The 12,812-nt window shown below is 65.5% G+C and carries 11 protein-coding genes; 7 read left to right on the forward strand and 4 right to left on the reverse strand.

Annotated elements, in window-relative coordinates; translation table 11 throughout:
* Positions 1–112: 112 nt before the first annotated feature.
* From AC1Q7Q_RS20780 to AC1Q7Q_RS20790, 3 genes are all read left to right on the forward strand, one after another.
* Positions 113–766 (forward strand): protein-L-isoaspartate O-methyltransferase family protein, encoded by a 654-nt coding sequence (locus AC1Q7Q_RS20780; protein WP_492373289.1) that lies wholly within the window; start codon positions 113–115, stop codon positions 764–766.
* Positions 767–780: 14 nt separating this feature from the next.
* Complete coding sequence (locus AC1Q7Q_RS20785) at positions 781–1,104, forward strand: rhodanese-like domain-containing protein (RefSeq protein WP_043348625.1); 324 nt, start codon at positions 781–783, stop codon at positions 1,102–1,104.
* Between the two features lie 123 nt (positions 1,105–1,227).
* On the forward strand, positions 1,228–2,715 hold the full coding sequence (locus AC1Q7Q_RS20790) for a TolC family outer membrane protein (RefSeq protein ID WP_492373288.1): 1,488 nt from the start codon (positions 1,228–1,230) through the stop codon (positions 2,713–2,715).
* A 97-nt stretch (positions 2,716–2,812) separates the two neighbouring features.
* Here AC1Q7Q_RS20790 and AC1Q7Q_RS20795 read toward each other — a convergent pair whose 3' ends face one another.
* The 4 genes from AC1Q7Q_RS20795 to AC1Q7Q_RS20810 form a co-directional block, all read right to left on the reverse strand.
* Entirely contained in the window at positions 2,813–3,649 is an 837-nt protein-coding gene (locus AC1Q7Q_RS20795; protein WP_492373287.1) for an META and DUF4377 domain-containing protein, read from the reverse strand.
* Positions 3,650–3,847: 198 nt separating this feature from the next.
* Positions 3,848–5,161, reverse strand: coding sequence for a lipid IV(A) 3-deoxy-D-manno-octulosonic acid transferase (waaA, locus tag AC1Q7Q_RS20800; protein ID WP_492373286.1), 1,314 nt, complete (start codon positions 5,159–5,161; stop codon positions 3,848–3,850).
* Positions 5,161–6,228 carry a lipopolysaccharide heptosyltransferase I gene (waaC, locus tag AC1Q7Q_RS20805; RefSeq protein WP_492373285.1) on the reverse strand — a complete coding sequence of 356 codons (1,068 nt, stop codon included), beginning with the start codon at positions 6,226–6,228 and terminating at the stop codon, positions 5,161–5,163. The genes waaA and waaC overlap by 1 nt, the downstream gene beginning before the upstream one ends.
* A gap of 4 nt (positions 6,229–6,232) precedes the next feature.
* Positions 6,233–7,618, reverse strand: a complete 1,386-nt coding sequence (locus AC1Q7Q_RS20810) for a phosphomannomutase/phosphoglucomutase (protein ID WP_492373284.1) — start codon at positions 7,616–7,618, stop codon at positions 6,233–6,235.
* Between the two features lie 363 nt (positions 7,619–7,981).
* Between AC1Q7Q_RS20810 and AC1Q7Q_RS20815 the strand changes: the two genes are divergently transcribed.
* Genes AC1Q7Q_RS20815 through AC1Q7Q_RS20830 form a run of 4 tightly spaced genes read left to right on the forward strand, consistent with a single transcriptional unit; the run spans position 7,982 to position 12,796 of the window.
* Positions 7,982–9,295, forward strand: a complete 1,314-nt coding sequence (locus tag AC1Q7Q_RS20815) for a sugar transferase (protein ID WP_492373322.1) — start codon at positions 7,982–7,984, stop codon at positions 9,293–9,295.
* Between the two features lie 59 nt (positions 9,296–9,354).
* Entirely contained in the window at positions 9,355–10,455 is a 1,101-nt protein-coding gene (locus tag AC1Q7Q_RS20820) for a glycosyltransferase (RefSeq protein WP_492373283.1), read from the forward strand.
* Between the two features lie 20 nt (positions 10,456–10,475).
* The gene (locus AC1Q7Q_RS20825; RefSeq protein WP_492373282.1) at positions 10,476–11,687 is read left to right on the forward strand and encodes a lipopolysaccharide biosynthesis protein; all 1,212 of its coding nucleotides are present in this window, start codon (positions 10,476–10,478) and stop codon (positions 11,685–11,687) included.
* On the forward strand, positions 11,684–12,796 hold the full coding sequence (locus tag AC1Q7Q_RS20830; RefSeq protein WP_492373281.1) for a glycosyltransferase family 4 protein: 1,113 nt from the start codon (positions 11,684–11,686) through the stop codon (positions 12,794–12,796). Before AC1Q7Q_RS20825 ends, AC1Q7Q_RS20830 begins: the two co-directional genes overlap by 4 nt.
* Positions 12,797–12,812 lie beyond the last annotated feature (16 nt).

The following is a 12,812-nucleotide window of genomic DNA, read 5'->3' on the forward strand; positions in this document are numbered from 1 at the left end:
AGTGTCTTGGCGCGGGGTTAAAATGTCAGGTTTGACGGATTTCCCCGGCCCCTCGCACCGCGCGGCCGGAACTCTGAACTGATTAGCGGTTGGCATTGGAAGGAATGGCAAGATGGACCTCGAGAAAGCCCGATTCAATATGATCGAACAGCAAATCCGCCCCTGGGATGTGCTGGATCAGGAAATCCTGGACCTGCTGGCGGTAGTCAAGCGGGAACAGTTCGTGCCGCAGGCTTATGCCGCGCTGGCCTTCGTCGACATGGAAATCCCGCTGCCGGGCGGCCAGAACATGCTGGCCCCGCGCGTGGAAGCCCGCATCCTGCAGGACCTGGCCGTGCGCAAGCATGAACAAGTGCTGGAAATCGGCGCCGGCTCTGGCTACATGGCTGCCCTGCTCGCCCACCGTGCGCGCCACGTCCTGACCGTGGACATCTTGCCGGAACTGGCCGAGCTGGCCCGCAAGAACCTGGCCGATGCCGGCGTGACCAATGTCGACGTGGCCCAAGGCAATGCCGCCACCGGCTGGGCCGCGAGCGCCCCCTACGACGTGATCTGCATTTCCGGCGCGTTGCCCTCGGTGCCCGCGTCCATCCTGTCGCAAGTCAAGGTCGGCGGGCGCATTGCCGCCTTCGTCGGCGCGCTGCCGGCCATGGAAGCGCAGATCATCACGCGCGTCAGCGAGAACGAGTACAAGACTGTCAACCTGTTCGAGACCGCCATCACGCCGCTGTTGGGCGCAGAGCAGCCGTCGCGCTTCCATTTCTGAGCGGGAAACAAGATATGCAGGTAATCAACGCGCCCGAACTGGTGCAATGGCTGGCGGATGCCAGCCGGCCGCAGCCGGTGCTGCTCGACGTACGCGAAGGCTGGGAGGTGCAGACCTGCGCCATGCCCGGCATCACGCATATCCCGATGGGCCAGATCCCGGCACGTGCCGGCGAGCTTGACGAAGACGCAGATATCGTCTGCATCTGCCATCACGGCGCGCGCAGCATGCAGGTGGCAAGCTTCCTCGAGCGGCAAGGCTTTGCCAAGGTCTACAACCTGACCGGCGGCGTGCACGCCTGGGCCGAGCAGGTCGACCCGGCCATGCCGAAGTACTGAGCACAGTAAGAGCACGGCAAGCATCACCCCCAGGGCGCCGGCCTCCTGCGGCGCCAACTCCCTTGAACGCTGATCGTTAGAAACGTTAGCCGCGCGCCCGATGCCCGGCAGACTGGAGATGTCATGAGGTTTGCGCTTTTCCCTGCGCGGGGCGTGCCCAAGACGCGCCTGGCACTGACGGGTTCCCTGCTTGCGCTGCTGCATCTGCCGGCCGCGCATGGCGCCGACTTGCTCCAGGTCTACCGCGACGCACAGGCCAACGACGCGCAGTTCGCCAGCGCGCGCGCGCAGCTGATGGCCAGCCAGGAAAAGCTGCCCCAGGGACGCTCCGGCTTGCTGCCGCAGGTCAGCGGCACGCTAAACGCCACGCGCACCAATGTGGATCAGACCGTGCCCTTGGTGTCGGACCGCTTTATCAACAACAATAACTGGTCGCTGCAACTGATCCAGCCGCTGTTTCGCTGGGATCGCTGGGAAACCTACAAGCAGGGCGAACTGGCCGCGCTGGCTGGCGAGGTGACCTTCAGCCAGGCGCAGCTCGACCTGATCACCCGCACCTCGCAGGCCTACTTCGACGTGCTGGCCGCGCAGGACAACCTCTACCTGGCCGGCGCGCAGAAGAAAGCCATCGGCGAGCAACTGGCGCAGGCCAAGCGCAACTTCGAGGTCGGCACCGCCACCATCACCGACGCCAATGACGCGCAGGCCCGCTACGACCTCGCCACCTCGACCGAGATCGCAGCGCAGAGCGACCTCGAAATCCGACGCGCCAACCTGCAGCAGATCACCAGCAAGCCGGTCGACGAACTGCTCGGATTGCGCACCGCCGCGACGCTGCCCGGTCCGCAGCCGCCCGATGTAAACACCTGGGCCAGCCAGGCCGAGAACACCAACCCCCAGGTGGGCCTGGCACGCTACAACCTCGACTCAGCCCAGCGCGAGTACAACAAGGCACGTTCCGGCCACTTGCCCTCGGTCGACCTGGTCGCGTCGTACGGCTTTGTCAACTCCACCGGCAACGCCGCGCAACAGGTCAATATCTCCAGCCGCTACAACAGCGCCCAGATCGGCGTGCAGCTGAGTGTGCCGATCTACACCGGTGGCCAGATCCAGTCGCGCGTGCGTGAAACCGCCGCGCTGGCCGACAAGGCCGCCAGTGACCTCGAGTTTGCCCGCCGCACCGCCGCCCAGAGCGCGCGCCAAACCTACTCGGGCGTGTCCAACGGACTCGCCCAGGTCAAGGCCCTGGAAGCCGCCGAGCATTCCGCGCAGAGCGCCGTGGAATCCAACCAGCTCGGCTACGAAGTCGGCGTGCGCATCAACATCGACGTGCTGAACGCCGAAGCGCAGTTGTTCTCCACCCGCCGCGACCTGGCCAAGGCGCGCTACGACACCATCATGAACGGGCTGCGCCTGAAGGCCGCCACCGGAGCGCTGACCGAGGACGACGTGGTGCAGATCAACACCCTGCTGACCTCAACCCCGGGCTCGATGTACAAGCTGCCGGAGAAGGTCAAGCTTGGCACGGCATTGCCGGCAGGCACGCCACCGGCAAAGCGCCCTGCCACGCGCAAGGAGGCGATTGCCGGAGCGCCCGCGCCACGCAGCTGAGTGTGAATGCCGCAAGCCTGGCAGCAATCGGCATCCGCTCAAAAAAAAAACGCCGCGGCTGTGAACCGCGGCGTTTTGCTTGCTGGCGCAGCGTTGCTCAGTTCGCCCGGGTGCGAGACTCCACGTTCAACAACTGCCAGCGAATCGCGGACGCATCCATCGGCGGGTTCTCAACCCGCGTCTCGCGCACCCGCAAGGTGTACGCCACGCCCGGCTCGAAATCCAGCCCCTCGATCGGCCCATACCAAAGCGTCCAGGGCGCGCCCGGGTTCTCGCGCACGCGGTAGCAGGTCTGCCGGCCCACGCCTGAGCACTCCACCCGCTGCGAATCCACGTACACCGTCTTCTCCACGCCGCCGGTGGCCGCCTGTGCATCCATCTTTGCGCCGCGCCGGCCCACGCCCTCGCGCTCGACGAACTGCAGCAGGTCCCCGTCAACGGTCTTCCAGATGATCTGGCGCCCCGTTGACCCGGCCGACGGCTGCGTGCCCACGGTGGTGAACGGTGACTGCATTGCCTTGAGCAGCGCGCCCTCCAGCTCGCCGCGCGGCGGCACGCAAGCCATGCGGGTTCCCGCCAGCCGATCGAAGCGCATGCCCGTTGCCGTCTTGCCATAGCCCCCGGTGAAGCGATTGCAGCCGCTATACCCGCTCACCGTGCCCTGCGCGGAATCGATTCCGCCATTGAATTCAAAGATGATCGGCTCGCCGTTGTCGCCATGCGGAATGAACTTCAGCGTGCCATCGGCCAGCTGCCAGCGTACCAGCTCCCAGCGGCTAGGGCCGCCGGTCTGCGCCTGGTTCAGGCTGGTGCCGGCACCCGGCGAATCCGGTGCGGGCGACGTGGCACAGGCACCCAGGGCAGCAGCCAGCAGCACAACAGCGGCGGCACGCGCGGTGAACGCGGCGGGTGAAAGACGGAATATTCTCTGCATCTGGAAGCTCCTGGTGGGGGCGCGCGGCTTGATCGGCCCGCACCGCTCGGCGGCAGCTCGCAGGCCCGGGTGGGGCCGCGAGTCTGGCCCTCGTGCGGAATAGTTTAACAACCGTCAGGAGACGAGGGACATCGGGCGGCGGCCTACAATTTCCGCATGCGGCATGCGGAAAGTGGCGGCACTGCCATACAGAACCGCCTAGTTCGCGTGGCCGAGCACCTGCCCCAGCGCAGCCATCGTGCGCGCCGTGGCACCCCGGTGAAGCACCGCGAACTCGCGCGCATTACCGCGCATGGCTTCGAGCCCCGGCGCATCGCCCAATATCGTTGCCGCCGCGCGCATCAGCGCATCGGCATCCGCCACGCGCTGGCAGGCGCCGGCAGCGATGGCATCTTCCGTGGCCTGCGCGAAGTTGAAGGTATGCGGCCCGATCAGGACGGGCGTGCCAGCGGCGCAGGACTCGATCAGGTTCTGCCCGCCCAGCGGCAGCAGGCTGCCGCCGATAAAGGCGATATCCGAGGCAGCGAAGTACATCGCCATCTCGCCCATGGAGTCCCCCAGCAGCACGTCCGCCGTGACCGGCTCTGGCAGCCCCGCCTGCTCCCACGCAGCGGAGTCGCCAAGCGTGCCGCGGCGCTGCAGCGTGAAGCCGGCACGCGTGACCAGCGCCGCGACTTCATCGAAGCGCTGCGGATGGCGCGGCACCAGCAGCAAAGCCGGGCGCGGCACATCGGCGCCAAGCGCCTGCCAACGCGCGAACGCTTCCAGCAGCAACGCTTCCTCGCCGTCACGCGTGCTGGTGGCGGCGAACACGGCGCGCGAGCCAAACCCCTGGCGCAGCAAGCGGCCGCGCCGCAGGCCTGCCTCGGGCAGTTGCATATCGAATTTGAGGTTGCCGGTCACCTGCACCGACGGCAGCCCGAGCGCGCGGAAGCGTTCAGCGTCACCCTGGGTCTGCGCCAGCACCGCGGTGAAGTCGCGATACATCGCGGTGGCGGCGCTGCCAAAGCGCGCGGTGCGGCGGAAGCTGCGCGGCGACAGCCGGGCATTGACCAGCAGCAACGGCACGCCGGCCACGCGGGCACCGCGCACAAGGTTGGGCCATACCTCGGTTTCCATCAGCATCCCGGCATCCGGACGGAAGTAGCGCAGGAAGCGTCGCACCAGCCACGACAGGTCGTACGGCAGATAGCACTGCAGCACGCGCGGCTCGGCACCGTACAACTGGGCGCCGGTTTGCCGCCCGGTGGGCGTCATATGTGTGAGCAGGAGGCGATGGGTTGGATATTGCGCCAGCAGCGCGTCAATCAGCGGCTGGGCTGCCCGGGTTTCGCCCACCGACACCGCATGGACCCACAACCAGGGGCCCGCCGACGGCAGGCCGCCATAAGCGCCAAGGCGCTCACCCACGTGCTGCACGTAGCCGGGTTCCTTACGGGCACGCCACACCAGGCGCAGCAGCGCGACCGGCAGCGCCAGCAGCCATAGCAGGTTATACAGAACGCGCAGCATCAGTTCCCCTGCCCACGCACGCGCCGGGCGGCCGCGTAGACTTCATCGACGGACGGCACGATGCCATCGTCGCCCACATTGGCGATGCGGTCCGACCAGTAGCCTTCCGTCTTCCAGCGCCACGTCGCGGTGTAGATCTCGACCGTGGGCCGGCACAGCGCCGCGGCGATATGGACCAACCCCGTATCGACGCCAATCACCACCTCGGCGCGATTGATCAGGCCGAACCCCTGCATGACCGTAAAGCGCGGCAGCACCTGCGCCTGCGGCACGCCGGCAGCGATCTCTTGCGCCGCGCGCCGTTCCGCGTCGTTGCCCCAGGGCAGCAACATGGCCAGGCCCTCGCCCACCAGCCGGCGGCCGAGGTCATGCCAGCTCGCCAGTGGCCATTTCTTCTTCGCGCCCGCAGTAGCGTGAAAGCACACTGCGTAGCGCGTTGGCAGGCCGGCCCATAGCGCATCGTCGACATGCAGCGTGCGCGCGGCGGGGCCGAAGAATTGAGGCGGTTCCGGCGGTGTGCCACCAGCCAGCGCCGCGCCCAGCAGGCGCGAACGCCGCACCGAATGCGTCTGGCGGGGTACGGTCACTGGTTCGGTATAGAACAGCCGCGCGGCCGGCTCGTAACCGGAGCCTTGCGTGGCATTGGCCAGCCCTATCACGGGCGCGCCCTCGCGCCTGTTGGCCACGCGTGCCACGACGGCAGTCTTGAGCAGGCCCTGCGTCTCGATCACGGCGTCGTAGGCGTCCTCTCGCAAGGCGCGCTTGAACGCACCGATCTCCTGCCAGGTTGCAGCCTGGTAGAAACGCTTGCGCCAGCGCCGCAGCGCGAACGGAATCACCCGCCGCACTTCGGGCAGCAAGCGCACGAGATCGACGTAGCCCTCCTCGACCACCCAGTCGATCTCGCAATCCGGCCAGCGCGCGCGCAGGTCGTGCACCAGCGGCATGTTATGCACCACGTCGCCTAGCGACGAGACCTTGACCACCAGGATGCGCGGCCGCGCGGGCAGCGCATGCGGGGTCAAGGATTTGCCCGTTGTTCCCGTCAGGGGCTCAGTCAACGGCATCCGCTCAGAACGGGAGTTGCGCGTCCGGCTTTTCCGCCAGGATCACACGTTTGAATTCGGCCTGGATACGCGCCAGCGCGGCATCGTTGTCGGCCTCGAAACGCATCACCACCACGGGCGTGGTGTTGGACGGACGCGCCAGGCCAAAGCCGTCGGGGTACTCCACGCGCACGCCATCGATGGTGATGACTTCACGCGCGCCGTCGAACTTCGCATTGGCGCGGATCTTGTCGAGCAGCGTGAAGGCTTCGCCTTCCGCGCATTTGAGCTGCAGTTCGGGCGTGCAGTTGGAGTTAGGCAAGGCATTGAGCACCGCGCTCGGGTCGGCATGCTTGGACAGGATCTCCAGCAGGCGCGCGCCGGTGTACAGGCCGTCGTCGAAGCCGTACCAGCGATCCTTGAAGAACACGTGGCCGCTCATCTCGCCGGCCAGGGGCGCGCCAGTCTCCTTGAGCTTGGCCTTGACCAGCGAATGGCCCGTCTTCCACATCAGCGGCTCGCCGCCGTGCTCGCGGATCCAGGGGGCCAGCTTGCCGGTGCACTTCACGTCATAGATGATCTGCTGGCCGGGATTGCGCGACAGGATCTCCTCGGCGAACAGCATCAGCTGGCGATCGGGGAAGATCACCTGGCCGTCCTTGGTCACCACGCCCAGGCGATCGCCGTCGCCGTCAAAGGCCAGGCCGAGCTCGCAATCCGTGTCGCGCAGGCACTGCATCAGGTCCTGCAGGTTCTCCACATGAGCCGGATCGGGATGGTGGTTGGGGAAATTGCCATCCACCTCGCAAAACAGCTCCGTCACCTCGCAGCCCAGCGCGCGGAACAGGTCGCCCACGAAGGCACCCGCCACGCCATTGCCAGCATCCAGCGCGATCTTCATCGGGCGCGCCAGCTTGATGTCGCCAACGATGCGGTCCAGGTACTGCTGGCGGATGTCGACCTGCTGGTAGCCACCCGCGCCGCTGGCGAACTTGCCGGCGTCGATGCGCTGGCGCAGCGACTGGATCTGCTCGCCGTAGATCGCCTTGCCGGCCAGCACCATCTTGAAGCCGTTGTAGTCGGGCGGATTGTGGCTGCCGGTCACCATGATGCCGGAAGTGGCGCGGCGCCCCGCCAGCTCGACATTGGTGCCGAAGTACACCATGGGCGTGGCCACCATGCCGAGGTCGATCACGTCCATGCCCGCGGCGCGCAGGCCCTCGACCAGTCCGCCCAGCAGGTCCGGGCCCGACAGGCGCCCGTCGCGCCCGACCACCACGGCGCGCTCGCCTTGCTCTGCGGCGGCCGTACCGAAGGACAGGCCAATCGCACGCGCCACGTCACGCGTCAGGGTCTTGTCGACGATGCCACGGATATCGTAGGCCTTGAAAATGGAAGGATCTGCTTGCATGGGTCATCCTGTGTGTAGGCGGTAAAAGTGAGGAACGTTGCCGGGAGCGTTGCGAACGGCCTTGCCAAAGCCAATATTTTGCCGGATTGCGCCGAGTCCGGCAGTTTATAATCACTAGGTTGTGCGGGAAATTCCGCATATCAACCATCGCCTTCCGCCATCCGGCGCCCTTGGCGCGTCCCGAAAAAGTGCTCAAAAAAATACTTTCAGGCCTCGTGCCTCTGCTAATGCCTTTCGTTCGCGCTTGTCCCATCCCTCAGGGCACGGTCCCATTGAGGGATGGGACCGTCCCGAGCGTCGGATTTTCGGGAAGGCCGGTTATTGCAGGTAATGCCCTGCACGCAGGCTAGTCCACCGATCACGATGACGAAAATCGATAGCGCCCCCCCCCCTCTCGGCCTGCGCGCGCAGGGCTCAGAAACGACGCGGCGAGCAAGCCGGATGCTGGCCTGGGCCCTGCTCGGCCTGCTCCTGTTCGCCCTAAATGCAGCATTGGCCGAAACCGCCCACCGAGCCGGCTTTGTCACCAGCTTGTTCACGCGCACGCTGTTGTGGTCTGCCCTGCCTTATCTAGTAGCCTTTGTGCTGCTCCACCGGTCACTGCATTTGCCGTCGATGGAGGGCAACAGCCTGGTCGGCCTCGCCGCCACGCTGCCCTACGGGGCACTATTGCTGATCTTCGCGGCCTTCCATATCGAGTATTCGCGTGGTGCACTTCTGATTGGCTACATCACGACGCTCGGCTGGATCTGGTTCGGATATCGCCGCTTCGTTGGCAACTATATTCCCATGTTCGGCTATACCGATCCCGGTGCACTCAAGCAACTCGAAGAGATTCTCAGCATGCCGGGCGCGGCGCCTGCCAGCCAAACACGGTTCGAACACATCAGCTCACTGCAGGAAGCCATCCGCTGCGATGGCCTGATGCTCGATCGCAGCGCCACTGCGGACCCCGAGCGCACCCGGGCACTGGCGCAGCTCAAGCTCAGCCACGTGCGCATGTACTCGGTTGAGAGGGTCGGCGAGATGCTGACCGCACGCGTGGGCCTGGCGCATATCGACGAAAACTTCCTCGATGACTATGCGGAGCACTACCTCTACGGGTTCATCAAGCGGCTGATCGATATTGCCGGCGCCCTGTGCCTGGCGCCGTTCGCACTGCCGCTCGGGCTGCTCGTGGCCGTCGCAGTGCGTGTTGAGTCTCCTGGCCCGGCATTGTTTCGCCAGCCCCGCGTAGGCGTGTTCGGCAAGCAGTTCGTCATGCTCAAGTTCCGCAGCATGACCTGCGAAGACGACGCTCCCGCCCGCTTCGCGGCGAAACAGGACCCGCGCGTCACCCGCGTGGGCCGCATCATCCGCAAATACCGCTTTGATGAAATCCCGCAACTTTGGAATGTGCTTACCGGGGACATGAGCCTGATCGGCCCCCGTCCGGAGCAAGTGCCGATGGTCGAGCAGTTCGCGCAGAGCATTGCCTACTATCCCTATCGCCATCTCGTACGGCCGGGACTCTCTGGCTGGGCCCAGGTTCAGCAGGGCTATGCGGGATCGCATGAAGAGACCGTCACCAAACTCAGCTACGATCTGTACTACGTCAAGCACTGCTCGTTTGCGCTCGACTTCCTGATTGCGGTCAAGACCTTGCGGACTTTGATGACGGGATACGGTGCCCGCTAATGTCGGATTTTCGGCTTCGCGCGCCCTCGCGCATCTTGCTGGTAACGACCGGTTTGCGCATGGGCGGCGCGGAACAACAGGTCGCGGCGCTCGCGCGTGAGTTTATCGCGCGGGGCCATCAGGTGGCGCTGGTCAGCCTGACGCCGGATTGCGAAGTGCCAATCTCGGATGCGGTCGAGCGCCTCATGCTCGACATGCGCAAGACCCCGCTGTCCATGGCGCAGGCGCTTCTGACCACGCGACGATTCCTGCAGCGCTGGCAGCCAGACATCATTCACGCGCATATGTTCCACGCCAATCTCTTTGCGCGATTGCTGACCAGGATTGCTCCTACGCCACCGCTCATCTGCGCAGCCCACAGTTTTTCCGAGGGAGGGTCGCAACGCATGCTTGCCTATCGGCTGACCGATCGCTGGTGCACCCTGACCACGCACGTGAGCGAAGGCAGCCGGGCCCACATGATCGAGACCGGCGCGGTCCGGGCCGATCGCATCGTGGTGGTGCACAACGGCATCGACACAGAACAGTTTCAGCCGAACCCGAACCTGCGGGAACTGGCACGCGCCCAGCTCGGTGTTGATGCGGGCACTCGCCTGGTATTGAATATCGGCCGCCTGGTTGCGGAGAAGGCGCAATCCGTGCTGATCGACGCTTACTATCGGATGGAGCGGAGCCGGTCGACAACACTGCTGATCGCGGGCGACGGCCCCGAACGCCCGGCGCTCGAGGCCCAGATCGCCAAACTGAAGCTTGCGCAGTCGGTCAGGTTGCTAGGCACCCGCAATGACATCCCGGCGCTATTGAACGCAGCCGACTTGTTCGTGCTGTCCTCCCGCGTGGAGGGCATGCCCTTGGTAGTAGGCGAGGCACTAGCGTGCGGGCGCCCGGTGGTTGCCACCGCCGCGCCCGGCGTTGCGGAATTGCTTGGTGATGCCGGCAGCATCGTTCCCATTGACGACGTCGACGCCCTGGCGCGCGCCATGCAAGGCGCCCTGTCCGCCAGCCCCGGGACGCGCGAGGACGAATCAGCCCGGCGTCAGCGCATCGCGTCCGGGTACAGCCTCTCGGCGGCCGCCGAGAGATGGCTGGCGCTATATCAGCAACTGTGCAGTGCTGCCTCCGCGAACCAGGTCCACTCCGATCCATGCGGCGGCGCATAGCAGGCAATCTTGTCTGGCTATTGCTCGACCGTGGCCTGCAAGTCATCGCCGGTATCTGCATCGTGGCCATGCTGGCAAGAGCACTGGAGGCGGAGGGCTTCGCCCACTTCCAGTATGCGCAGTCATTGGTCTACATCGGGGCTTCCGTCGCCCTGATCTGCGGCAGTGAGGTCGTGGTCCCGCGCCTTGTCGGCTCCCCCGACCCTGTGCTTCAGCACCGTCTGCTCGTCCATGTGTTCAGGTTGCGCTTTACCGCGGCCTGCGCGGGCTACCTGCTGATCTGCGGCTTCCTGCTCGCCAGCGGCCAGCCGCGTGAATCATGGCTGGCGGCGCTGATACTCGGTATCGCCATCTTGCTGCGCGAGCCGTTTGGGGTGGTGACAGCGTGGATGCAGGCGCACGCCCGCAACCGCCCCGGCACGCTTTTCAATCTGGTGGCACTGGCCATCAAGGCAGGCACCGTCGCAATGCTGCTGGCGAGCGGCGCGCACACAGCACCGCCGTATGCAGCGGCCTTCGCGCTCGAGCCGGTCGCCGTCGTCCTGTGCCTGGTCCTCTATTACCGCTTGCAAACATCGACCGGACCGGTCGTGCACGATCCGGATCTGATGCGCCACCTGTTCAATGAGGGCACCCTGTTCTGGATCAGCTTCATGATGATGGTTGGCGCGCGTCGGATCGACCAACTGATACTCAAGCCCATCGTACCGCTGGGAGAGTTGGGCGCCTATGCCGCTTCCATGCAGATCCTGGACAACTATGTCGCCATCGCGACCATTCTTGTTGCCGGCATCGCACCGCTCTATGTCTATTCGCAAAGCGATGCGCGCAAAATGCGCCTCAATGTCCTGAAGCTCACGGCGGCCATGACCGCGCTTGGGATGGCGGGCGCCATTGTCATCGCGTTCATGGCGCCCTGGATCATTCATCTGCTCTACGGCTCCGCATTCGCCTCGGCCACCGGCTTGCTGCGCCTTAGCGCGCTGGCCTCCTCGCTGGTCTTCACCGACGTTGGACTCTCCGTGCTGGCAGTCTATTTGCGCAAGCCAAAGTGGATCGCCGTCAAATGGGCGTTGGTCCTTGCCGTTACCGTCGCGGTCGACCTCCTGGCCATTCCGCGCTTCGGTGCCCGGGGCGCCATCCTGGGGTATGCCGTGGCCAACGCGCTGGCGGCCGCCTGCGGCGCCTTCATGTGGCTGCGCGTCGCGCGCTCGGGCGAGGCCAGGCCATGACGTCACGCCCGGCCATCTGCTTCCTGACGGGAACGCTCAATGCCTTCGCGGGGGCCGAACGTGTCACCGCGACGATCGCCAGCGAACTTGCCGCGCGCGGATACCGCGTCCATATCCTCAGCCTGTGGGATCGAGGCTCCTGCTTCGCGCTCCATCCGGCGATTACGCACGATGCCCTGTATGACCAGCGGCCATCATTCAAGCGCGCGTACCTGCAAACGGTACGCGGGATCCGGCGGTATATTGTTCGCCATCATGTTGACGTGCTCATCGATGTCGACACGATGCTGACGCTGTTTACCCTGCCGGCCACCTTCGGCCTGCCCACGCGCCGCGTGTCCTGGGAACACTGCAACTTCGATCAGGACCTCGGCAAGCCGGCACGCCGCCTTGCCAGGAGACTGGCCGCACGCTTCAATTCCCGCGTGGTCGTGCTGACGGAGCGGGACAAGGCGCGCTGGCAATCCGCGCTCTCGCATCCGCACAACATCGTTGCCATTCCGAACCCGCTGCCTTTCGATTTGCCAGGATCTCCTGCGCCACGGTTGCAGCCGACCGTGCTCGCGGTCGGGCGTCTCTCGCAAGCCAAGGGCTTTGACGTACTGCTGCGCGCCTGGAGCGAGGTCCGGCATGTCCGCCCCGAGTGGAAATTGCAGATCGTGGGAGAGGGCGAAGAGCGCGGCGCGCTTGAGAAACTACGCGTGGAACTGGGTCTGGAGCAGAGCGTCAGCTTGCCCGGCGCGCGCGCCGATATCGACGCAGCCTACCGGGATGCCAGCATCTTCTGCCTCAGTTCCAGGTACGAAGGATTCGGGCTGGTATTGCTGGAGGCCATGGCATTCGGCTTGCCCGTTGTCTCCACGGCATGCGAGACGGGGCCAAAGGCCCTATTAGAAGATGGCGTCCAGGCGGTGATGGTACCGCCGGACACCCCGCAAGCCCTGGCCCAGGCGTTGATACGTGTGATAGGTGACCCGCAACTCCAGCATTCCCTTGTTGTGGCCGGCCGCGCAACGGCTGCCGACTATGCGCTAGGCCAGATAGCAGCACAATGGGAAACGCTGCTCAGCGTGCCGCCGAGCCAACCGGGCAGCCGCAGCAAGGCATAGGTCGCTTGTCGACAGC

This window comes from Cupriavidus sp. GW823-FHT07A04, assembly GCF_058794615.1.